7 protein-coding genes are annotated in these 24024 nt (G+C 62.6%); 4 read left to right on the forward strand and 3 right to left on the reverse strand.

Features of this window, described 5'->3' with window-relative positions; genetic code table 11:
- Window positions 1-2 precede the first annotated feature (2 nt).
- The 4 genes from pufA to pufC all read left to right on the forward strand — a co-directional run bounded on the left by pufA (window position 3) and on the right by pufC (window position 3242).
- The gene (pufA, locus tag PCJ49_RS18620) at window positions 3-200 is read left to right on the forward strand and encodes a light-harvesting antenna LH1, alpha subunit (protein ID WP_269912268.1); all 198 of its coding nucleotides are present in this window, start codon (window positions 3-5) and stop codon (window positions 198-200) included.
- Window positions 201-313: 113 nt separating this feature from the next.
- A complete protein-coding gene (gene pufL, locus PCJ49_RS18625) occupies window positions 314-1159 on the forward strand; it encodes a photosynthetic reaction center subunit L (RefSeq protein ID WP_089290120.1) in 846 nt (281 codons plus the stop codon).
- Window positions 1160-1173: 14 nt separating this feature from the next.
- Window positions 1174-2148, forward strand: a complete 975-nt coding sequence (gene pufM / locus PCJ49_RS18630; protein ID WP_269912269.1) for a photosynthetic reaction center subunit M — start codon at window positions 1174-1176, stop codon at window positions 2146-2148.
- Window positions 2145-3242 carry a photosynthetic reaction center cytochrome PufC gene (gene pufC, locus PCJ49_RS18635; RefSeq protein ID WP_269912270.1) on the forward strand — a complete coding sequence of 366 codons (1098 nt, stop codon included), beginning with the start codon at window positions 2145-2147 and terminating at the stop codon, window positions 3240-3242. Before pufM ends, pufC begins: the two co-directional genes overlap by 4 nt.
- Before the next feature lie 386 nt (window positions 3243-3628).
- Here the strand turns inward: pufC and PCJ49_RS18640 are convergent, their stop codons facing one another.
- From PCJ49_RS18640 to PCJ49_RS18650, 3 genes are read right to left on the reverse strand one after another with little or no spacing between them, the layout of a single operon-like run.
- Window positions 3629-5389 carry a tetratricopeptide repeat protein gene (locus PCJ49_RS18640; RefSeq protein WP_269912271.1) on the reverse strand — a complete coding sequence of 587 codons (1761 nt, stop codon included), beginning with the start codon at window positions 5387-5389 and terminating at the stop codon, window positions 3629-3631.
- Entirely contained in the window at window positions 5373-22217 is a 16845-nt protein-coding gene (locus PCJ49_RS18645; RefSeq protein ID WP_269912272.1) for an MBG domain-containing protein, read from the reverse strand. Before PCJ49_RS18645 ends, PCJ49_RS18640 begins: the two co-directional genes overlap by 17 nt.
- 10 nt (window positions 22218-22227) lie before the next feature.
- Window positions 22228-23928: a ShlB/FhaC/HecB family hemolysin secretion/activation protein gene (locus tag PCJ49_RS18650; RefSeq protein WP_269912273.1), complete on the reverse strand. Its 1701-nt coding sequence runs from the start codon at window positions 23926-23928 to the stop codon at window positions 22228-22230.
- Window positions 23929-24024: the final 96 nt, after the last annotated feature.

Here is a 24024-nt window from a genome sequence, read left to right on the forward strand (position 1 = left end):
ACATGTGGAGAATCTGGCTGTTGTTCGATCCGCGCAAGGCGCTGGTCGCACTTTCCGTGTTTCTGTTCACGCTCGCCATCCTGATCCATTTCATTCTGTTGAGCACTGACCGGTTCAACTGGCTGGAGGGCAAGCCCCTCAAGACCAGCGCCATCGAACAGTCGCTCTCTCAGGATGCGGATCACCGGCACGTCGGCTGAAGCAAAAGACGGCAGCAGGCGTGGCCGGCAACGGCCCGCCCGCCGCCAACGCTCAACCACAGACATCGCCAACTGGATCACCAACTGGCTGGCCGCTGCGGGAGGATACGTACATGGCGCTGCTCAGTTTTGAACGCAAATATCGCGTGCGCGGTGGCACGCTGATTGGCGGTGATCTGTTCGACTTTTGGGTCGGGCCCTTTTATGTCGGGTTTTTTGGTGTCACCACCGCCTTCTTCGCCGCCTTGGGCACGGCCCTTATTCTTTACGGGGCCGCCATCGGCCCCACCTGGAACATCTGGCAGATTTCCATTGCCCCGCCGGACCTCTCCTATGGGCTGGCGCTGGCGCCCCTGAAACAGGGGGGGCTCTGGCAGATCATCACTGTCTGCGCGCTGGGGGCCTTCATCTCCTGGGCGCTGCGGGAGGTGGAAATCTGCCGCAAGCTGGGCATCGGCTATCACGTGCCCTTTGCCTTTTCCTTCGCCATTTTCGCCTATGCCACGCTGGTGGTGTTCCGCCCGCTGCTGCTGGGGGCCTGGGGCAACGGTTTCCCCTATGGCATTTTCAGCCATCTGGATTGGGTGTCGAACGTCGGCTATCAGTATCTGCATTTCCATTACAACCCGGCGCATATGATCGCCGTGTCCTTCTTCTTCACCACCACCTTCGCGCTGTCGCTGCATGGCGGCCTGATCCTGTCCGCCGCCAATCCCGGCGCGGCATTGGACGAGCCGGGCCAGCAGGCCGAGGTGAAGACGCCGGAATATGAAGACACCTTCTTCCGCGACATTATCGGCTATTCCATCGGCACGCTGGGCATCCACCGTCTGGGCCTGATCCTGGCGCTGAATGCCGGGTTCTGGAGTGCCGTCTGCATCATTATCAGCGGCCCCTTCTGGAACAAGGGCTGGCCCCAATGGTGGAGCTGGTGGCTTGAACTTCCGATCTGGCGCTGAGGGAGGGTTGAGCGATGACACAATATCAAAACATCATCACCCCGATCCAGATCAGCGGCCCCATCGAAGAAGGGATGCCGCTGCCCCGGGGGGACGGCAAGCGCACCGGCAAGCCCTTCTTCGTGCGGCTGTTCGGCATGATCGGCAATGCCCAGATCGGCCCGATCTATCTGGGCTATCTGGGCACCCTGTCGCTGGTTTTCGGCTTTATCGCGTTTGAGATCATCGGTCTGAACATGTTCGCCTCGGTCGGCTGGAACCCGATTGAGTTCGTGCGCCAGCTTTTCTGGCTGGGGCTGGAACCGCCGGCGGCCAAGTACGGGTTGAAGGTGCTGCCACCGCTGGCCGAAGGCGGCTGGTGGCTGATGGCGGGTTTCTTCCTCACCCTGTCTGTCCTGCTCTGGTGGGTCAGGGTCTATCGCCGCGCCCGGCAATTGGAAATGGGCACCCATGTTGCCTGGGCCTTTGCCTCGGCCATCTGGCTGTTTCTGGTGCTGGGCTTCATCCGGCCCTTGCTGATGGGCAATTTCTCCGAAGCGGTGCCGTTCGGCATCTTCCCGCATCTGGATTGGACGGCGGCTTTCTCCATCCGCTACGGCAATCTCTACTACAACCCGTTCCACTGCCTTTCCATCGTCTTCCTTTATGGCTCGGTCCTGCTGTTCGCCATGCATGGCGCGACCATTCTGGCGGTTGGCAAATATGGCGGGGAGCGGGAACTGGAGCAGATCACCGATCGCGGCACCGCCTCTGAACGCGCCGCCCTGTTCTGGCGCTGGACGATGGGCTTCAACGCCACGATGGAATCCATCCATCGCTGGGCCTGGTGGTTTGCCATCCTGACCCCGCTGACGGGCGGCATCGGCATCCTGCTGACCGGTACCGTGGTGGATAACTGGTACCTGTGGGGTGTCAACCACGGGCTTGTGTCACCGCTGCCCACCATGTGGCCTGGCGTTGTCGATCCGGCCCAGGGAGGGGCACCATGAAACTCTGGCTACCATTCGCCGCTTCTGCCGGCGCCCTGCTGGCCATCGCCAGTTTCGTCGGTGCCGGCTGGGATGCCCCGCCGGTGGCAAGCGAACAGATCGGCTTTCGCGGTACCGGTATGGTTCATCACCGGGACATTGAAAGCGAAGCCGCCCTGCGGCAGGCCAATGTGGTGCCCCAGGCCCCCTGGCAGGCCGATCCAGCGGGCGACAAGGCCGGGACGCTGTATCAGAATGTGCAGGTGCTGGGCGATCTGTCCGACGATCAGTTCAACCAGTTCATGGCCTCCATCACCGAATGGGTGGCACCGGAAACCGGCTGTAATTACTGCCATAACCCGGAAAACATGGCGTCGGACGAGATCTATCAGAAGGTTGTCGCCCGCCGCATGATCCAGATGACCCAGGCGATCAATGTCGACTGGAAGCCCCATGTCGCGGAAACCGGCGTCACCTGTTACACCTGTCATCGCGGCAAGCATATTCCCGCCGCCATCTGGTCGGCCAGCCTGGAACCGAAACCGGCCGGCAACATGACGCAGAACCGGCAGGGCCAGAATGTCGTTGCCGACTATGCTGGCAAAAGCTCCCTGCCGCAGAATGCGCTGATGGATTATCTGCTGGGGGATCAGCCGATCCGCGTGCATTCCACCACCGCCCTGCCCACCGGCAGCAACCATGCCGGCACCAAGGAAACAGAGCACACCTGGGCGCTGATGATGCATATGTCGGAATCGCTGGGGGTGAACTGTGTCACCTGCCACAATTCCCGCGCCTTCAATGACTGGGACCAGAGCCCGCCGCAGCGGGTGACCGCCTGGCATGGCATTAAAATGGCCCGTTACCTGAATACCAATTACATGGAAGGTTTGACCCCCGTTTTCCCGGCCAACCGCAAGGGGCCGGAAGGGGATGTGCTGAAGATCGGCTGTGCGACCTGCCATAATGGCGTGCAGAAGCCGCTCTATGGTGTGTCCATGCTGAAGGACTATGTGGCGGCCATGACGGTCAAGGGATCGACCGAGGTGCCGGATTTCACGACCTATGTTCCCGGTAAAACCCAGGTTCTGGGTGGCCCACCGCCGACGCAGTGATGGGGGATGGACTTGCCCTGGAAAAGTAAGAACCATCCATGCTTTGCCCGTCAGGCGGCGAGCTCGGACAGGATAGGGCTTCTTTAAGCCCACAGGCTAGAGCAGATCGCGGAAAAGCGGAATCGCTTTGCAGCGTGAATCTGCTCGCTGAACAAGAGCTTAGAGCCTGATGCGTTTACGATTAAACGCATCAGGCTCTAAGTGTAATACCACCGGCATGAGGATCGCACAGCGCCAGAGCCTGCCCGCCTTCGCCCAATGTAGCGACGCGCCCACCAAAAAAGTATAAAACGCGTTCATATCAGGAGAAATACGCAGCTGCAATGCTGGCAAAACGTGTCTCGGAGGGGGAGAAATAGGGGGCGCCTTACTAACGCCCCCGTACTTCAAGAAGCCGCTTTCTCCATCTCCCCCGCCCACGCTGCATGTTCGTCGCGCAGACTTTTGATCACGCTGGCCCAGTCGCCCAGGTCAGGCTGGCGGTGGATGCGGTGGTTGGGGTACCAGGGGGAATGGGTTGTGCCGATTTCCCAGCGCCAATCCACCGAATGGGCCAGCAGCAGTGATACCGGCTTGCCCATGGAACCGGCCAGATGCGCGACACCGGTATCCACCGCCACCACATGATCCAAATTGGCGATCACCGCGGCCGTGTCGATGAAATCCTGCAACGCCCCGCTGATGTCATGCAGGCGGCCGCGGAAGGCCAACGCATCCCCCGCCCGGTTGCCCACCTGCAGCGAAATCCACTGCGCATCCGGTACGGCATCCAGCACCGACCCCAGCAGAGCCAGCGGCAGCGACCGGCGGGAATCTTCCGAATGCTGCGGCCGGCCGGCCCAGACCACGCCGATGCGCCGCTTACCGGGCTGGGCCGGGGGCAGCAGGGTGGCGCCACGCGCCACCTCCGCTTCCGGCAATTGCAGCCAGCCGGGCAGCAGGGGCAGGTCCGGCACCCGCAGGGACAGGAAATGCGGCAGGCTTAACAAAGGGATATGGTAATCAAAGCTCTCTTCTACCCCGAACCGGTGCGGATTGTCGGGCCGGGAAATTACCCGCATACCGGGCCGGTCCAACACGGCAGACAACATCCGCACCAGCGGGGCGGAAACCTCCAGCACCACCTCATCCGGGCCATAGCGGTCGGCCAGAATCTGCGCCAGCGGCGTGAATTGCAGGATGTCGCCGAAGCCCTGCTCGCCCCAGATATAGATGCGCTTGCCGGTCAGCTCCTCCCCGCGCCATTGCGGGGCCCCCAGCATCCGGCGCGGTTCGGGGAACTGGTCCCAGACCCAGCGCCATTCATAATCAGCCCAACCCTGGGCATAATCGCCCCGCGCCAAACAGGCCAGCGAATGGTTCCAGCGGGCCAGCGCATTGCCGGGCGCCAGCTTCAGGGCCACGGTCAGCGAAGCAGCGGTGGCATCAATGAACCCCGCCGTGCGCAGCGCCTTATCCAGCGTCTGCAACACCTCCTCCAGCCGTTCCAGACGGCCATCGGGCAGTCCGTCGGGCAGCACGGCCAAGGCGGCCGTCAGTTCCGGCAGCCGGTCGCCGATATCGGCCAGCAGCCGTTCTCCCAGTTCCCGCGCCTCGGGCAGGAAGCGGCCGAACAGGATGACGCCGATAATCAGCGGTACCACCGCCTCGCGCGAGCGGTTGGTCCAGGCCAGACCGGTGCCCATATTGACCCAGGCCGAATAATTCAGCGGCGAGAGGTGCAGGATGCGGCGATAAAGCGGAATGGCATCTTCATGCTTGCCTTGGGTCTGCAGCATCACCGCCAGGTTGACCATGGCGGCCACGGCGCGCGGCAGGTCGCCCATCCGTTCGAACACAGTGCCGAGCGAGCAATAATAAAGCGGCTCGGCCGGCTCCAGCCTCATGGCATGTTCAAATAGACCGGCGGCGCGACCATTATCGCCCTGGAAGGCAGCGATCACGCCCAGCTGGTGGAGGGCGGGTGCCGTCAGTTCCGGCCGTTCGGTCAGTTGCAGAAACAGGCTGCGGGCCTGATCCAACTGGCCGGTCGATTGCAAGTGCAAGCCCTGGGCAAAGGCGGGCACGCGACGGCCGATCTCCATCAGCACCGCCCCGCTCCGTTCCACGATGGGGATCGACAAGTCGGTATTATTGCTGGCGCTCATTATTCTCTGTGCCTTTGATCGGGTCGGAGGTCATCTGGATCTGACTATAGACATTCTCGCCACTGCCGGCACCACTGACAAGGATCGGCAGCGCTTCGCCCTTGGCGCTTCCACTCTCCGTTCCGCCCGACGAAGCAGCGTTATCGGTGCTGGTACCGCTGCCGCCGCCACTGGAGGAAGAGGAAGAGGAAGAGGAAGAGGAAGAGGAAGAGGAAGAGGAAGAGGAAGAGGACGAAGATGAAGAGGAGCTGGTTGTGGAGGAAGCCGGGGAACCAGTAGAAGAGCCCGTGCTGCTGCTGGTCGTGGTGGGTGTACTGCTGCCCGCCGACACGCTGGGGCCAGACACATTGCCGGTCGCCACGTTGGTGGTGACGGCAACGTTGGTGGTGACGGCAACGTTGGCGGTGATGGCCACCGTGGGCACCACGGCCGACACAACGATACGCTGCACGGCGCTGGTGGTCAGGGTCGGGGCTGCCGGCGTGACGGTCAGCTGACCGTCCTGATAACGGATGGTGTAATTGCCCAAACCTGTACCGGCGGCATTGCTGGCACTGATCGCATAGGTGCCCGCCACCGCGCTGGCCGGCGTGCCAGGGCTGGCCAGGGTCACTGTGGCCACATTGTCACCATTGACCAGTCCATTGGCGCTGAAACCGGTCAATGCCAGATCCGTACCGGCCACCTTGCTGGCATCGGCGGCAATGATGGTCAAGGCCGCCGGATTAACCACCAGGGTGCCGCCGACATAGGTGATGGCATAGTTTGCCAGGCCGTTGCCGATAGCACCGGAGGCGGTGATGCCATAGCTGCCCACCCCTGCCGTTGCCGCAACACCCCCGCTGGACAGAGCCACGCTGCCCACACTGTCACCATTCACCAGCCCAACGGCGTTATAGCCGGTGAGGCCGGCGACATTGCCGTAGGTCTTGCTGGCGTTGGTGGCAGCAACAACCAATGTCGCGCGATTAACCGTCAGCGTGCCACCAACATAACTGATGTCATAGTTGGACAGACCGCTGCCGGTGGCGCTGGAGGCGGTGATGCCATAGCTGCCAACGACAGCCGTCGCCGTAGCGCCCCCGCTGGACAGGGCCACACCTGTCACGCTGTCACCATTCACCAGACCGGCCACGTTATAGCCGGTCAGACCAGCCGCATTGCCATAGGTCTTGCTGGCGTTGGAAGCAGCAATCACCAGGGCCGCACGGTTCACCGTCAGCGTGCCCCCCAGATAGGTAATGTCGTAGTTCGACAGGCCCGTACCCGTCGCACCCGTGGCGGTAATGCCATAGCTGCCGGCTGCCGCCGCCGCACCCGTGCCGGCACTGGACAGTGTAATGCTGCCCACATTATCGCCGTTAACCAGCCCGATGGAACTGAAGCCCGTCAGGCCGACGCTGTTGCCATAAGTCTTGGCGGCATCCGCCGCAACAATGGTCAAGCCGGCACGATTGACCGTCAGCGCCCCACCGACATAGGTAATGTCATAGTTCGACAGGCCGTTGCCGGTGGCGCCCGAGGCGGTAATACCATAATTGCCAACCGTCGCGGTGGCACCGGTACCGGCACTGGACAGCACCACGCTGCCCACGCTGTCGCCGTTCACCAGACCGGCGGCATTATAACCGGTCAGGCTGACGGCATTGCCATAGGTCTTAGCAGCATCCGCCGCAACAATGGTCAAAGCCGCCCGATTGACCGTCAGCGCCCCACCGACATAGGTAATGTCATAGTTCGACAGGCCGTTGCCGGTAGCGCCCGAGGCGGTAATACCATAATTGCCAACCGTCGCGGTGGCACCGGTACCGGCACTGGACAGCACCAAGCTGCCCACGCTGTCGCCATTCACCAGTCCGGCGGCATTATAACCGGTCAGGCCGACGGCATTGCCATAGGTCTTGGCAGCATCGGCCGCAACAATGGTCAAAGCCGCCCGATTGACCGTCAGCGTGCCGCCGACATAGGTGATGTTGTAGTTCGACAGCCCTGTCCCCGTGGCGCCCGACCCTGTGATCGAATAGCTGCCGACAGCGGCGGCCGCGCCGGCGCCAGCGCTGGACAGCACCACGCTGCCCACGCTGTCACCATTCACCAGACCAACAGTATTGTAGCCGGTCAGGCTGGCCGCATTGCCATAGGTCTTGGCGGCATTACTGGCGGCAATCACCAGGGCTGCCCGATTGACCGTCAATGTGCCGCCAGCATAGGTGATGTCGTAGTTTGACAGGCCCGTACCCGTCGCACCCGTGGCGGTAATGCCATAGCTGCCGGCTGCCGCCGCCGCACCCGTACCGGCACTGGACAGTGTAATGCTGCCCACATTATCGCCGTTCACCAGACCGATGGAACTGAAGCCCGTCAGGTTGACGCTATTGCCATAGGTCTTGGCGGCATCCGCCGCAACAATGGTCAAGCCGGCACGATTGACCGTCAGCGCCCCACCGACATAGGTAATGTCATAGTTCGACAGGCCGTTGCCGGTAGCGCCCGAAGCGGTAATGGCATAATTGCCAACCGTCGCGCTGGCACCGGTACCGGCACTGGACAGCACCACGCTGCCCACGCTGTCGCCATTCACCAGTCCGGCGGTATTATAACCGGTCAGGCTGACGGCATTGCCGTAGGTCTTGGCAGCATCGGCCGCAACAATGGTCAAAGCCGCCCGATTGACCGTCAGCGTGCCGCCGACATAGGTGATGTTGTAGTTTGAAAGCCCTGTCCCTGTGGCGCCCGACCCTGTGATCGAATAGCTGCCAACAGCGGCGGCTGCGCCAGCGCCAGCGCTGGACAGCACCACACTGCCCACGCTGTCACCATTCACCAGACCAACAGTATTGTAGCCGGTCAGGCTGACCCCATTGCCATAGGTCTTGGCGGCATTACTGGCCGCGATCACCAGGGCCGCACGATTGACCGTCAATGTACCGCCGGCATAGGTGATGTTGTAGTTGGAAAGCCCCGTCCCCACGGCATCGGCGGCATTGACGCTATAGGAACCGGCCGCCGCCCGCGCATCCGCCCCCAGGCTGGACAGGGTGACGGCGCTGACGCTGTCCCCATTCACCAGTCCGGCGACATTGAAGCCCGTCAGACTAGCGGTATTGCCATAGGTCTTGACACTGCTGCCGGCGCTGATGGTCAGGTTGGCCGGCGTCACACTCAGTGTGCCACCGATATAGGTGACGGCATAATTATCCAGCCCTGCGCCAGTAACGTTGCTGGCATTGATGGCGTAGTTGCCCACTGTGGCCGCAGTACCCAGCCCACCGCTGGTCAGTGTCACGCCGCTGACACTGTCACCATCCAGCAAGCCGGCAACGCTGTAGCCGGACAGGCTGCCATTGCTGCCATAGATCTTGGTCGCATCATTGGCCGTCACGGTCAGGATGGCCTTACCCACGGTCAGGGTGCCGGCAGCATAGTTGATGACATAATTGGAAAGCCCAGCCCCGGTGGCGTTGCTGGCCTGGATCGTGTAGCGGCCGATGGCGGCATTGGCCGCACTGCCATCGCTGACCAGCTGCACGGCGCTGACACTGTCACCATTCACCAGACCGCTGGCGCTATAGCCAGTCAACCCTAAAGTACCACCATAGGCTTTCACGGCGTCGCTGGCGGTAATGGTCAGCGACGCCTGGTTCACCACCAAGGTTCCGTTGACATATGTGACGGCATAGTTCGACAGGCCGGTACCTGTCGCACCGCTGGCGACGATGCTGTAGCTGCCGGCATTGGCCGAGGTGCCAGACCCGTTGCTGGCCAGCGATACCGCACTGACGCTGTCACCATTCACCAGACCATTGCTGGTAAAGCCCGTCAGGCTGACGCTGTTGCCATAGGTCTTCGTCGCACCCGATGCCGTCACCGTCAGGGAGGCCGGGTTCACCACCAAGGTGCCGTCAGCGTAGGTGATCGAGTAGTTCGACAGACCGGTGCCCGTCGCACCGCTGGCGACGATGCTGTAGCTGCCGGCATTAGCCGAGGTGCCAGACCCGCTGCTGGCCAGCGACACCACACTGACGCTGTCACCATTCACCAGACCGGAACTGGTAAAGCCCGTCAGGCTGACGCTGTTGCCATAGGTCTTCGTCGCACCCGACGCCGTCACCGTCAGCGACGCCGGGTTCACCACCAAAGTGCCGTCAGCATAGGTGATCGAATAGTTCGACAGGCCCGTGCCTGTCGCGCCGGAACCCGTGATCGTGTAGCTGCCCACCGTCGCCGTGGTACCAGACCCGCTGCTCGCCAGCGATACCGCACTGACACTGTCACCATTCACCAGACCGGAACTGGTGAAACCCGTCAGGCTGACGCTGTTGCCATAGGTCTTCGTCGCACCCGACGCCGTCACCGTCAGCGAGGCCGGGTTCACCACCAAGGTGCCGTCAGCATAGGTGATCGAATAGTTCGACAGGCCCGTGCCTGTCGCGCCGGAACCCGTGATGGTGTAGCTGCCCACCGTCGCCGTGGTGCCAGACCCCGTGCTGGCCAGCGACACCGCACTGATGCTGTCACCATTCACCAGACCATTGCTGGTGAAGCCCGTCAGACTGACGCTGTTGCCATAGGTCTTCGTCGCACCCGATGCCGTCACCGTCAGCGACGCCGGGTTCACCACCAAGGTGCCGTCAGCATAGGTGATCGAATAGTTCGACAGGCCCGTGCCTGTCGCTCCGGAACCTGTGATCGTGTAGCTGCCCACCGTCGCCGTGGTGCCAGACCCCGTGCTGGCCAGCGATACCGCACTGATGCTGTCACCATTCACCAGACCATTGCTGGTAAAGCCCGTCAGGCTGGCGCTGTTGCCATAGGTCTTCGTCGCACCCGATGCCGTTACCGTCAGGGAGGCCGGGTTCACCACCAAGGTGCCGTCGGCATAGGTGATCGAGTAGTTCGACAGGCCCGTGCCCGTCGCACCGGAACCCGTGATCGTGTAGCTGCCCACCGTCGCCGTGGTACCCGAACCCGTGCTGGCCAGCGAGACCGCACTGATGCTGTCACCATTCACCAGACCATTGCTGGTAAAGCCCGTCAGGCTGACGCTGTTGCCATAGGTCTTCGTCGCACCCGACGCCGTCACCGTCAGCGACGCCGGGTTCACCACCAAGGTGCCGTCGGCATAGGTGATCGAATAGTTCGACAGGCCCGTGCCTGTCGCGCCGGAACCCGTGATCGTGTAGCTGCCCACCGTCGCCGTGGTACCCGAACCCGTGCTGGCCAGCGATACCGCACTGATGCTGTCACCATTCACCAGACCGGAACTGGTGAAGCCCGTCAGGCTGACGCTGTTGCCATAGGTCTTCGTCGCTCCCGACGCCGTCACCGTCAGCGAGGCAGGGTTCACCACCAAGGTGCCGTCGGCATAGGTGATGGAGTAGTTCGACAGGCCCGTGCCTGTCGCACCGCTGGCAACGATGCTGTAGCTGCCAGCATTGGCCAAAGTGCCAGACCCGCTGCTGGCCAGCGATACCACACTGACGCTGTCACCATTCACCAGACCGGAACTGGTAAAGCCTGTCAGGCTGATGCTGTTGCCATAGGTCTTCGTCGCACCCGATGCCGTGACCGTCAGCGACGCCGGGTTCACCACCAAGGTGCCATCAGCGTAGGTGATCGAGTAGTTCGACAGGCCCGTGCCCGTCGCACCGCTGGCGACGATGCTGTAGCTGCCAGCATTGGCCAAAGTGCCAGACCCGCTGCTGGCCAGCGAAACCACACTCACGCTGTCACCATTCACCAGACCATTGCTGGTGAAGCCCGTCAGACTGATGCTGTTGCCATAGGTCTTCGTCGCTCCCGATGCCGTCACCGTCAGCGACGCCGGGTTCACCACCAGCGTGCCATCGGCATAAGTAATGGAGTAGTTCGACAGGCCCGTGCCCGTCGCACCGCTGGCGACGATGCTGTAGCTGCCCACCGTCGCCGTGGTACCCGAACCCGTGCTGGCCAGCGAAACCACACTCACGCTGTCACCATTCACCAGACCATTGCTGGTAAAGCCCGTCAGGCTGGCGCTGTTGCCATAGGTCTTCGTCGCACCCGACGCCGTCACTGTCAGCGAAGCAGGGTTCACCACCAAGGTGCCGTCAGTGTAGGTGATCGAATAGTTCGACAGGCCCGTGCCCGTCGCGCCAGAACCTGTGATCGTGTAGCTGCCCACCGTCGCCGTGGTACCCGAACCCGTGCTGGCCAGCGACACAGCGCTGATGCTGTCACCATTCACCAGACCATTACTGGTGAAGCCCGTCAGGCTGACGCTGTTGCCATAGGTCTTCGTCGCACCCGATGCCGTCACTGTCAGGGAGGCCGGGTTCACCACCAAGGTGCCGTCAGTGTAGGTGATCGAATAGTTCGACAGGCCCGTGCCCGTCGCACCGGAACCCGCGATCGTGTAGCTGCCCACCGTCGCCGTGGTGCCAGACCCCGTGCTGGCCAGCAATACCGCACTGATGCTGTCACCATTCACCAGACCATTGCTGGTAAAGCCCGTCAGGCTGACGCTGTTGCCATAGGTCTTCGTCGCTCCCGATGCCGTCACCGTCAGAGACGCCGGGTTCACCACCAAGGTGCCGTCAGCGTAGGTGATCGAGTAGTTCGACAAACCCGACCCCGTCGCACCGGAACCCGTGATGGTGTAGCTGCCCACCGTCGCCGTGGTACCCGAACCCGTGCTGGCCAGCGACACCGCACTGACGCTGTCACCATTCACCAGACCATTGCTGGTGAAGCCCGTCAGACTGACGCTGTTGCCATAGGTCTTCGTCGCACCCGACGCCGTCACCGTCAGCGAGGCCGGGTTCACCACCAAGGTGCCGTCAGCATAGGTGATCGAGTAGTTCGACAGGCCCGTGCCCGTCGCACCGGAACCCGTGATCGTGTAGCTGCCCACCGTCGCCGTGGTGCCAGACCCCGTGCTGGCCAGCGACACCGCACTGATGCTGTCACCATTAACCAGACCATTGCTGGTGAAACCCGTCAGGCTGACGCTGTTGCCATAGGTCTTCGTCGCACCCGACGCCGTCACCGTCAGGGAGGCCGGGTTCACCACCAAAGTGCCGTCAGCATAGGTGATCGAGTAGTTCGACAGACCGGAGCCCGTCGCACTGCTGGCGACGATGCTGTAGCTGCCGGCATTGGCCGAGGTAGCAGATCCGCTGCTGGCCAGCGACACCACACTGACGCTGTCACCATTAACCAGACCATTGCTGGTGAAACCCGTCAGGCTGACGCTGTTGCCATAGGTCTTCGTCGCTCCCGATGCCGTCACCGTCAGAGACGCCGGGTTCACCACCAAGGTGCCGTCAGCGTAGGTGATCGAGTAGTTCGACAGGCCCGTGCCTGTCGCACCGGAACCCGTGATCGTGTAGCTGCCCACCGTCGCCGTGGTGCCAGACCCCGTGCTGGCCAACGACACCACACTGACGCTGTCACCATTCACCAGACCGGAACTGGTGAAGCCCGTCAGGCTGACGCTGTTGCCATAGGTCTTCGTCGCACCCGACGCCGTCACCGTCAGGGAGGCCGGGTTCACCACCAAAGTGCCGTCGGCATAGGTGATCGAGTAGTTCGACAGGCCGGTGCCTGTCGCACCGGAACCTGTGATCGTGTAGCTGCCCACCGTCGCCGTGGTACCAGACCCGCTGCTCGCCAGCGATACCGCACTGATACTGTCACCATTCACCAGACCATTGCTGGTGAAACCCGTCAGGCTGACGCTGTTGCCATAGGTCTTCGTCGCACCACTTGCCGTCACCGTCAGCGACGCCGGGTTCACCACCAAGGTGCCGTCAGCATAGGTGATCGAGTAGTTCGACAGGCCCGTGCCTGTCGCGCCGGAACCCGTGATCGTGTAGCTGCCCACCGTCGCCGTGGTACCAGACCCCGTGCTGGCCAGCGACACCACACTGATGCTGTCACCATTAACCAGACCATTGCTGGTGAAACCCGTCAGGCTGACGCTGTTGCCATAGGTCTTCGTCGCACCCGACGCCGTCACCGTCAGGGAGGCCGGGTTCACCACCAAAGTGCCGTCAGCATAGGTGATCGAGTAGTTCGACAGACCGGAGCCCGTCGCTCCGCTGGCAACAATGCTGTAGCTGCCGGCATTGGCCGAGGTGCCGGACCCGCTGCTGGCCAGCGAAACCACACTGACGCTGTCACCATTCACCAGACCATTGCTGGTGAAGCCCGTCAGGCTGACGCTGTTGCCATAGGTCTTCGTCGCTCCCGACGCCGTCACCGTCAGGGAGGCCGGGTTCACCACCAAAGTGCCGTCAGCATAGGTGATCGAGTAGTTCGACAAACCCGAACCCGTCGCGCCGGAACCCGTGATGGTGTAGCTGCCCACCGTCGCCGTGGTGCCAGACCCCGTGCTGGCCAGCGACACCGCACTGATGCTGTCACCATTCACCAGACCATTGCTGGTGAAGCCCGTCAGGCTGACGCTGTTGCCATAGGTCTTCGTCGCACCCGACGCCGTCACTGTGAGGGAGGCCGGGTTCACCACCAAAGTGCCGTCAGCATAGGTGATCGAGTAGTTCGACAGGCCGGTGCCTGTCGCACCGGAACCCGTGATCGTGTAGCTACCCACCGTCGCCGTGGTACCAGACCCCGTGCTGGCCAGCGATACCGCACTGATGCTGTCACTATTCACCAGACCGGAACTGGTAAAGCTCGTCAGACTGACGCTGTTGCCATAGGTCTTCGTCGCTCCCGATGCCGTCACCGTCAGCGACGCCGGGTTCACCACCAAGGTGCCGTCAGCGTAGGTGATCGAATAGTTCGACAGGCCCGTGCCTGTCGCGCCGGAACCCGTGATGGTGTAGCTGCCCACCGTCGCCGTGGTACCAGACCCCGTGCTGCCCAGCGACACCGCACTGACGCTGTCACCATTAACCAGACCATTGCTGGTGAAACCCGTCAGGCTGACGCTGTTGCCATAGGTCTTCGTCGCTCCCGATGCCGTCACCGTCAGCGACGCCGGGTTCACCACCAAGGTGCCGGCGGCATAGGTGATCGAATAGTTCGACAGGCCCGTGCCCGTCGCTCCGCTGGCAACAATGCTGTAGCTGCCGGCATTGGCCGAGGTGCCGGACCCGCTGCTGGCCAGCGAAACCACACTGACGCTGTCACCATTCACCAGACCATTGCTGGTAAAGCCCGTCAGGCTGACGCTGTTGCCATAGGTCTTCGTCGCTCCCGATGCCGTCACTGTCAACGAGGCCGGGTTCACCACCAAGGTGCCGTCAGCGTAGGTGATCGAATAGTTCGACAGACCGGTGCCTGTCGCGCCGGAACCCGTGATCGTGTAGCTGCCCACCGTCGCCGTGGTACCCGAACCCGTGCTGGCCAGCGACACCGCACTGATGCTGTCACCATTCACCAGACCATTGCTGGTGAAGCCCGTCAGGCTGACGCTGTTGCCATAGGTCTTCGTCGCACCCGACGCCGTCACAGTCAGCGAGGCCGGGTTCACCACCAAGGTGCCGTCAGCGTAGGTGATCGAATAGTTCGACAGGCCGGTGCCCGTCGCACCGGAACCCGTGATCGTGTAGCTACCCACCGTCGCCGTGGTACCAGACCCCGTGCTGGCCAGCGACACCGCACTGATGCTGTCACTATTCACCAGACCGGAACTGGTAAAGCCCGTCAGGCTGACACTGTTGCCATAGGTCTTCGTCGCACCCGACGCCGTCACCGTCAGGGCGGCCGGGTTCACCACCAAAGTGCCGCCGACATAGGTGATCGAATAGTTCGACAGGCCGGTGCCTGTCGCCCAGTTGCTGGTGATGCTGTAATTGCCGACGCCCGCCGTCGTCCCTTCCCCATCGCTGATCAGGGAAATGGCCGTGATGCTGTCGCTATTGACCAGACCGGAACTGGTAAAGCCCGTCAGGCTGATGCTGTTACCATAAGTCTTGGTCGCACCACTTGCCGTTACCGTCAGCGAAGCCTGTTCCACCACCAAAGAGCCGTTGGCATAGCTGATCGAATAGTTCGACAGACCCGTGCCTGTCGCCCCGGAAGCCGTGATCGTATAAATGCCGGCATCGGCGGTGGCGGCGGTGCCGCCACCGACCTGCAGCGTCACCCCGGACAGCGTATCGCCATTGACCAGCCCGCTGCTGGTATAGCCGGTGACGCTGACCGCGTTACCATAGGTCTTGGTGACATTGCTGGCGGTGATGGTCAGCGCAGCCGGATTGACCACCAGTGACCCGCCGACATAGGTGATGGAATAGTTGGACAGCCCCGTACCCGTGGCCCCGGATGCGCTGATCGTATAGGTGCCGAGGGCGTCACCCGCACTGGTGCCGCCACTGGGCAGCAGCGTGACAGAGGCGATGCTGTCACCCGTCACCAGCCCGGATGTGGTGTAGCCGGTAACGCTGACCGAGCTGCCATAGCTCTTGGTCACCCCGCTGGCCGTGACGGTCAGTGCAGCGGGCGTGATGGTCAGCGTGCCATTATAGGTGAACTGATAAACTCCACCGGAATAACTGGCCCCACTGCCGCCCAAGGTGGCAGTACCGACCGACGCACTGGCGACAGCCGGTGCCCAAGTCAGCCCCGCGGTGGAAATGCCACTGGTGATGCTGTTGCCGTTCTGGTCAATCGCGCTGACGATACTGACAGAACTCGACGCTTGGCCATAGGTACCGGTGCCGGACCCGGTGAGGGCGATATAGGGCAAAGCCTTCAGCACCGGATAGGGATAGCCCTGCACCCAGCCATTGCTACTGAAAACAGACTGCGCCAGCGGGCCGTTGCTGAACCATTCAGATGTGGAAAGGCCGGCAATCGTACCAGACGTCGAAATGCCAGTGGTGCCCACCGTCAGACCGGATTTGGTCACATCCCAGAAACTGTCGATGATCATGGAGGAGCCGGACCCTGTTCCGACCAGCCCGCTCACAGCGCTCGAACTCGCCCCCACACTGATGCTGTTGGCGGCATAGGACGCGGAAATGGTGCCGGCGGTCTGATAGCCGACAAGCCCGCCAATGAAGGTGGCGCCGGTCCCGACCGTCAAGTTAACAGTGCTGTAGGCATTGGTGATGAGCCCACCGCTAATAAACGACCCAACCAACCCGCCGATCCGAAACGACCCGTCGCCGGCGGTGATGGAGCCTGTGGCATAGGCGCCGTAGATAGACCCTACGGAATTTGAACCGACCAGCCCGCCAATAGCAAAGCCTTTGCCATTGATCTGTACCGTTACATTGGCGGCGCTGTTAATGATCTGCCCGGCATTCAGGCCGATCAGACCAGCGGCCGAGTTGACGGTCTCGGCCAGATCAAGGCTACCGGAAGCGTAGACGCTGCTGACGGTACCGTCATTGCGCCCTGCAAACAGGGCGACCTGCGACACACCGGACGCGGTGGTCACGCGGGCACCGGTGAGGGTCAGGTTGTTTACCTGTCCGACGGTGTCGATACGGGAGAACAGCCCCAGATTGGCGGATGTGGCATCGCTGATGGTCATGCCGGAAATGACATAACCGCCGCCGTTAAGCGTTCCGCTGAAAGTGAGGGGAGTGGCGTTACTGCCGGCGGTGTTGAACCCGATCGGCACCCAGCCTTTGGAGGACCAGAGGCCGCCCGTCTGGGCCAGCTCGCTCATCGAGATGTTGGCGATAAGCTGATAGCTGGCCGTCAGATCCAGGCTGATCAGTTGCAACTGATGCGCGTTGCTGATGGTCTTGGAATATTCGGCGCGCAGGAATGGCCGCGTATAGCCGTCCACCATGTACCAGATATTGGTCAGGTCGAACCCGCTATAGGTGGCGGTGGCATAGGCGGCGGTGCCGCTGACATCGCTGCCCGCGAAGCTGCCCGTGCCGCCGCCGGTACCCACGGTCTGGCCGCTGGTGCTGCTGTCCCAGAAGACAGTGGCGATGGTGCCGTCATTGCCGCCGACAAAGGCACCCACCGTTCCGGCCCCGGAACCCGCTGTCACCCGGCCGGTGGCAAAGACGGCGCTGATGATGCCGCTATTATACCCGGCCAGCCCGCCCACCGAATTGGTGCTGGCCCCTGCCGTAACGCCGGCCGTGGCATAGGCAGCACTGATCGTGCCACTGTTGGCACCAACCAGCCCGCCCACATTGGCGGCACCACTGGCCGCACTCAGCCTGCCCAAATTGGCATAGGCGTTAACGATGGTGCCGGCATTGCTGGCGGCCAGCAGGGCAACATTGCCGCCCCCGCCCACCACGGTGCCGCTGTTCAGGCCGATGCTGCGCAGCACGCCGCCGCTGCCCACTGAGGCGAACAGGGCGACATTGCTGATGCCAGTATTGTTGATATAGAGGTTGTTGATGATATGACCCTGGCCGTCCAGGGTGCCGGTAAAGCTATTCGGGCTGGCATTGCTGCCGCTGCTGTTGAACCCGATGGGCACAAAGCCCGTGGCGCTGTTCCACACGTCCCGGGCGATGGTCACTTCGCTCAAATCAATGTCACCACCCAGCGTATAGCTGGCGGACAGGTTCAGGCTCACCAGTTGCAGCTGATGGGCATTGTTGATGGTGGTGTTGTATTCGCTGTGCAGAATGGGGCGCGTAAAGCCTTCGGCCAGGTACCAGTCATTACTGAAATCAAACCCGGCATAGGTCGCGGAAGCATAGGCTGCCGTCCCGCTGAAGCCAGTAATCGTTCCGCTGCCATTGTTGGTGCCGACGCCCACGGTCAGCCCGGTGGTGGCTGTGTCCCAGTAGCCGTTGCTGACGACAAGGCCATTGGTCCCCACCAGCCCACCGACATTGCTGGACCCGGTTCCGGCCACCACACTGCCCGTGGCATAAACATTGCCCAGGGTGCCGACATTCCGGCCGGCGAACCCGGCCACATTGGTGCCGGTTCCGGCGACGGAAATGCCCCCCAGCGCATAGGCATTGAGGATGGTGCCAGTCAGATGGACCCCGACAAGCCCGCCGATAAGCTGCGCCCCATTGCCGGCGAGGATGGAGGTGTTGGCATAGGAGCCGGTGATACCACCGGTGCTGCGCCCCACCAGCCCGCCCACCATCTGGCTGGCACTGCCGACACTGACCGTGCCCATGGCGTAGGAGCCGCTGACACTGCCCGATGACAGGAAGCCGCCCAGCCCGCCCACCTGGCTGGCACTGATGCCTGTCTGGATGGTGCCATTGGCGTCGCTGCCCAGGACAGTGCCGCTATTGGTACCGAACAGGCCACCGACCGCCACAGCATTGTTGCCCAGCACGATGCTGGCCGCAGCATGGCTGCCGGCCACCAGGCTCTGGTTCGCACCAACCAGACCGCCCACGGAACCGATGCCGGAGCCCGACGCGGTGATGGTGCCGCTGACACTGACCCCGCTGATGGTGCCCAGATTCTGGCCCGCCAGCAGGCCCAGGTTATTGCCACCGCCGGTCACGTTCGCGCCCGTCAGGGTCAGGTTGGAAACCGAACCCGTGCTGGCAATGGTGCTGAACAGCCCCAGGCTGCCCGAGGCGGTCTGATTGATGGTCAGGCCGCTGACAGTATATCCCCGGCCATCCAGCGAACCGGAGAAAGCCAGGGGAACGAAACCGGTGGCCGTGTTCCACAGGCCCGAAGCACTGGCCAGTTCCGCCATGGTAATGTTCTTACCAAGGACGTAGGTACCCGAGGGGTTGACGGCGATGGCCTGCAACTGGTGGGCATTGACAATGGTGGTCCAATTCTGCGCCCGCAGCAAGGGCCGGGTTGCACCCTCGATCTGGTACCAAGCGGTGGTGAAATTGAAATTGCTGTAGGTGGCGGAGGAAAAGGCCGCCGCACCGCTGAACCCGGTCGCGGAGAAGCTGCCGCCAGTACTGGTGCCAAAGGCGCTCAACTGGCCAGAGCTGCTGGTATCCCAATAGGCATTAAGCACCGTACTGCTGGCCATGAGGCCGACCAGGCCGCCCACGGAAATGCCAGTGGCCGCCGTGACCGGGCTGCTGGACCAGACATTCGCAACCGTGGCTATAACCGTGCCGCTGGTGGCGACTTGACCGATCAGACCGCCGACAGCAGTGGACCCGACCCCGGCCGTCACACTGCCGGTTGAATAGGAATCAGTGAGGATGCTGCCAAAGACACGGCCGACCAGCCCACCAACATTGCTGGCGACGCTGCCCCCAATAACCTGCCCGGTGGCAAAGCTGCCCAGCACCGACGATGAGGTCAGATTGAAGGCTTCTGCCGACCCGACCAGCCCGCCGACATAGGTGGCGGAACGGCCAACCGAAACGGTGCCAGAGGCAAAGCTGCCACTGACAACGCCATTCTGCATATGTCCGGCCAACCCGCCGATATATTGCGCGGTGGCAACGGCCGCCGTCGCGTTGCCAACCGCGATATCGCCGGTCGCATAGCTGTTGAAAGCCCGGGCACTGACAACGGAAACGGTTGTCTGGGAATTGACGCCGACCAGACCACCAACATATTGATTGCCCGTGCCGCCAAGGGTGATATTCCCCGTCGCATAAGAGTTGGTGATAAGACCTGAACTGCTGCCGACCAAGCCGCCAATGCGGGTTGACGCATTCTGGAGCCCGATATTGACCGCTGCATAGGCGTTGGCGATCGTGCCGTTAAGATTGATCCCGACCAGCCCGCCAATATACTGCGTCAAACTGGCGGTGCTGGTGGTGGCCGTAATCGTACCGGTGGCGTAGGAATTGAGTACGGTCAGCCCCGTCGCGTCGCCCGCCACCCCGCCGATGCGCACATTCGACACACCAAGGACGAAGTTGATATTGGCGTAACTGTCGCTGATGTAGGAATTGACCGAGACCTGCCCAGCCAGGCCACCCATGGCTGATATGCCGGAGCCGTTCGCCGTTGTGATACTGCCGCGGCTGTTGAGGATGGTGCCGGCATTCAGCACGCCCACCAGCCCCCCCAGGCCCGTCAGGCGGGAGCCGGCGATGGTGCCATTGACAGAGCTGTTGAAAACAGTGCCGGACAGCCGTCCGGACAGGAAACCCCAGGCCGTCGTGGCCGACGTCGGCACACCACCACTGATGGTGGCGTTGGTCAGCACCAGATTGGCCAGCACCCCGGTACCGCCGACGGAACTGAACAGCCCGATATTGGACCAGCCGGCCTGGCTCAAGGTCAGCCCGCTGATCGTATGGCCCAGCCCGTCCAGCGTACCGCCAAAGGCAAATGTCGGCGCGGCGTTGGCGCCGGTGCTGGTGAACCCGATGGGCGTCCAGGCGCCGCTCAGCGTCAGGTTGCTGGCCAGGGCATAGGACCCCGTGGAAGTGATGCTGCCCAACTGCGCCGCCGTGCTGATCAGCGTGTAGGCGGTGGCGTTGATGTTCAGGCCCGTGCTCAGATCCACGGGCGCATTGGCCGCAAAACGCCCACCCGTGCCGCCATTATTGGTGACCACCGACAGGTTGGTGCCCGACAGGGCGGCATTGACGGTGACGCCGCGATAGGCATCCAGCGTCAGCGCATTGGCCGATGCCCAGGTAATGCCGGAATTGACGAAGATATCGCCATTGCCGCTGGCATTGGTGGTGCCGCCGGCAGACACACCGGTATTGTTGACCGCAGTATTCGTGGTCTGCAGCGTCACATTGCCCGAAGCCAGGGCCGACTGGATGGCCGTGGCATAGGCGGCATTCACCGTCAGATCATAGGGGTCCAGCAGCCAGTTGCCGGCCTTGCCCTTAACGGCACCGACATCCACCTTGATCCCGTCGAAGGCCAGTTCATGGCCTGACGTTTCAACAAAACCGCCATCGCCCCACAGGCTGCCACCGCGGGACAGGATCACGCCATGGGCTTCCGTATCCCGGCTGTTGACGATGACCGTACCGCCCTTGCCACTGTCGGTGGCCGAGGCATCAATATGGCTGGCGGCATCCATGGTGACGGATGTCGTCTCCGCATCGCCCACCAGCACAGTGCCGCCACCCATCGCCCCCTTGGCGCTGAACAAGGCACTTTGCAGGGTGATCGGGCCGCTGCCATCCAGCACGATCTTGCCGCCCTGGTCGGTCAGGCTGTCCGCCTCAATCACACCGGTCGCCTTGATGACGCCGGCATTGACCTTGTTCATCGCCTGGGCGGACAGGTAAACGGCCCCGCCGCTGGCCTGGATGATGCCGCCGGCCTCAATCTCCGCCCTGATCAGGGAGGCATCCACCTTCAGTGGAGCACCGCCATCGGGCCGCAGGGTGACGGTTTCCCCCGCCGCCAGCACCACCGACCCCAGTTCCGCCCGGATATAACCCCGGTTGGTGATCTGAGAGGCCAGCAGGGCCACCGAGCCGCCGCGCGCAGTGATGCTGCCCTGGTTGATGATGGCACCGTCAGACGTGCCGCGCTTGAAGGCAAGGTTGCCCTTTTCGAAATCTTCGTTCGCGATATCCAGGGTGGAGGCGACAATGCCGCCCACATCCACCTTGCTGCCGCCACCAAACACCACCCCGCTGGGATTGACCAGAATGACCGTTCCGGGCGCGCGCAACGCGCCCTCAATCAGCGATTTCTCCCCGCCGCGCACCCGGTTCAGCGTCATGGCGCTGGTACTGGGCTGCTGGAACGTGACGCTGGCACCCGCCCCGATATTGAATTGCTGCCAGGAGATGATGGCCTTGTCCGTCGTCTGGTTGACGGTCATGGCATTGCCGGTGCTGGCGATGCTGGCCGCACCCGACTGCACCTGGCCACCCGTTGGCAGGGCCCCCGTCGCCGGGCTGGATTGGGCCCAGGCGGCACCGCTCAACGCCTGCACAACGGACAGAACGGCGGTACAGCCCAGCAGGCGGGCCCGGAAGGCAGATGCTTTGGAGCGGGGGGTCGGGTTGGCCATCATCGCACCTGCCTTAAACCGTCAGAACCAGTTGCATCCAGGCGCGCATTTCCGCCCGGCGCTCATTCGCTACTTTCAAATCCAGCCCACGACCCGCATCCGGGCCGACACGCTTAGCTAAAGTTGTCTTCAGCTGCATATTATCAAGCGGCAACCATTGAACAGAAGCACCGACATCATGCTGGAAATAGGTATTGTGGGGGGAGCCAACGCCCTCCCAGCCTGTCCAGCGTTCCTTATGCTGCTGGATCAGCCCGCCATCCCAGAAGGTGGCGACCCGCAGATTATCCAGCAGCATATGCCCCAGCTCCACCCCCAGCATGGCGCCCTGGTCACCGCTGCCGGCATTGACCGGATAGCCGCGCGTGCCGCTCATCCCCCCGAGGGAGAATTGTTCGGCACTGTTCAGGTTCTTGCTGGCCAGCTGGCCGGAGAGGGAAATCTGTAAATCCCCCCCTTGCCACAGGGCCTGACGCCGGGAAGCCGACAAAGTCAGCTTGGCATAATTGCCCTGGGTATCGGCGGTGGCGCGATCCAGCGCCTTGTTCGTTGCATTACGGGAAAGATCGACATTGCCGACCTTCAAGGCGGCATCCAGCACAAAGGCCCCGCCGCCCTGCCACTGGTCACGCATGACCCGACGGGCGCTGAAGGTCAGGCCGGCCAGCCGGTTGCTGGCCGTGGTCAGGCCGCCCACCTTGTCCTGCGTCCATTTATGTTCGACGCCAAGTGACAGGTTCACCGGCTCCCCGCTGGTCTGCAGCGCCAGCCAGCGCACCGTCAACCCCGCCGTCTGGGCATTACCCGCCGGCTGGGTGACGTTGACGCTGCGGGGAATATCATAGGCCAGGGCCGCCCCGGACCCTTCCAGCCAGAACCGACCGTCCAGCACCGGCGCGCCGGCCACCAATTGGCCATAGCGCGAAGATTTGGTGGCCTGGCCGATCAGCGACGCCTGTTCGCCGTAACCACTGGCATCGGTCAGGGTGGCGATGGCCAGCCCACGCAGCCGGCCGATTTCAGCCGCCGAATTATTGTCCACCACCAGCGTGCTGCTGAACATCGCCGGTTCCTGGATTTTCAGGATGACATCGGTGGTGCCCTCCTGCTCCCCGGCATCCAGAATACCGATGGCCTGCAGGCCGGGAATGATCCCCAGATTGGAAACGCCGGTGGCGATGGCGCCGGGACGCACGGCGTCACCCTGGGGGTTTTGCGCATGGATGAAGGCTTCCGCCTGTGCCGGGTTCAACCGTGCCTTACTGGTCGGGTCGATCTTCACCCGCCCCATCCGCGCTTCCAGCACCTGAATGGTGACAATGCCCCCCTCCAGAGTCTGGCGCGGCAGCACGGCGCGCGCCAGCAGGTCGCGCTTGGCGTAATAGCGACTGATGCGGGCCGCCGCCTCCTTCAGATCGCCCAGGGTGCAGTCCCGGCCCACATAGCTGGCCAGTTCCGCCTGAAGTTCCTTTTCCGCAATCAGGCTGGCTTCGATTTTGAAGCCGGTGACGCGTACCGTCTGACCTTCTTTCAGGAAATCATCGTCCGGCAGTGCCGGGGCCAAATTGGGCACAGACGGGGTCGGCGGCGGCGGTTTGGGAATATTCCGCTCCACATCACGCAGAATCTGGCCGGCATCCTGCCCCATGGCATTCACGCCCACCCCGGACATCAACAGGGCGGCAACAGCTACGGCGACTTTCTTCTTGCGCAAGGCGACACCTGACCGATCTGAAAAGCATAAGAACACCCCATTCAGGAATGTTCTATCGCCCAAAAGCAGCACCGACAACAAAAGACGACAACCTTA

It is taken from the genome of Niveispirillum sp. BGYR6 (assembly GCF_027568365.1).
In the GTDB taxonomy this organism is placed as follows: domain Bacteria; phylum Pseudomonadota; class Alphaproteobacteria; order Azospirillales; family Azospirillaceae; genus Niveispirillum.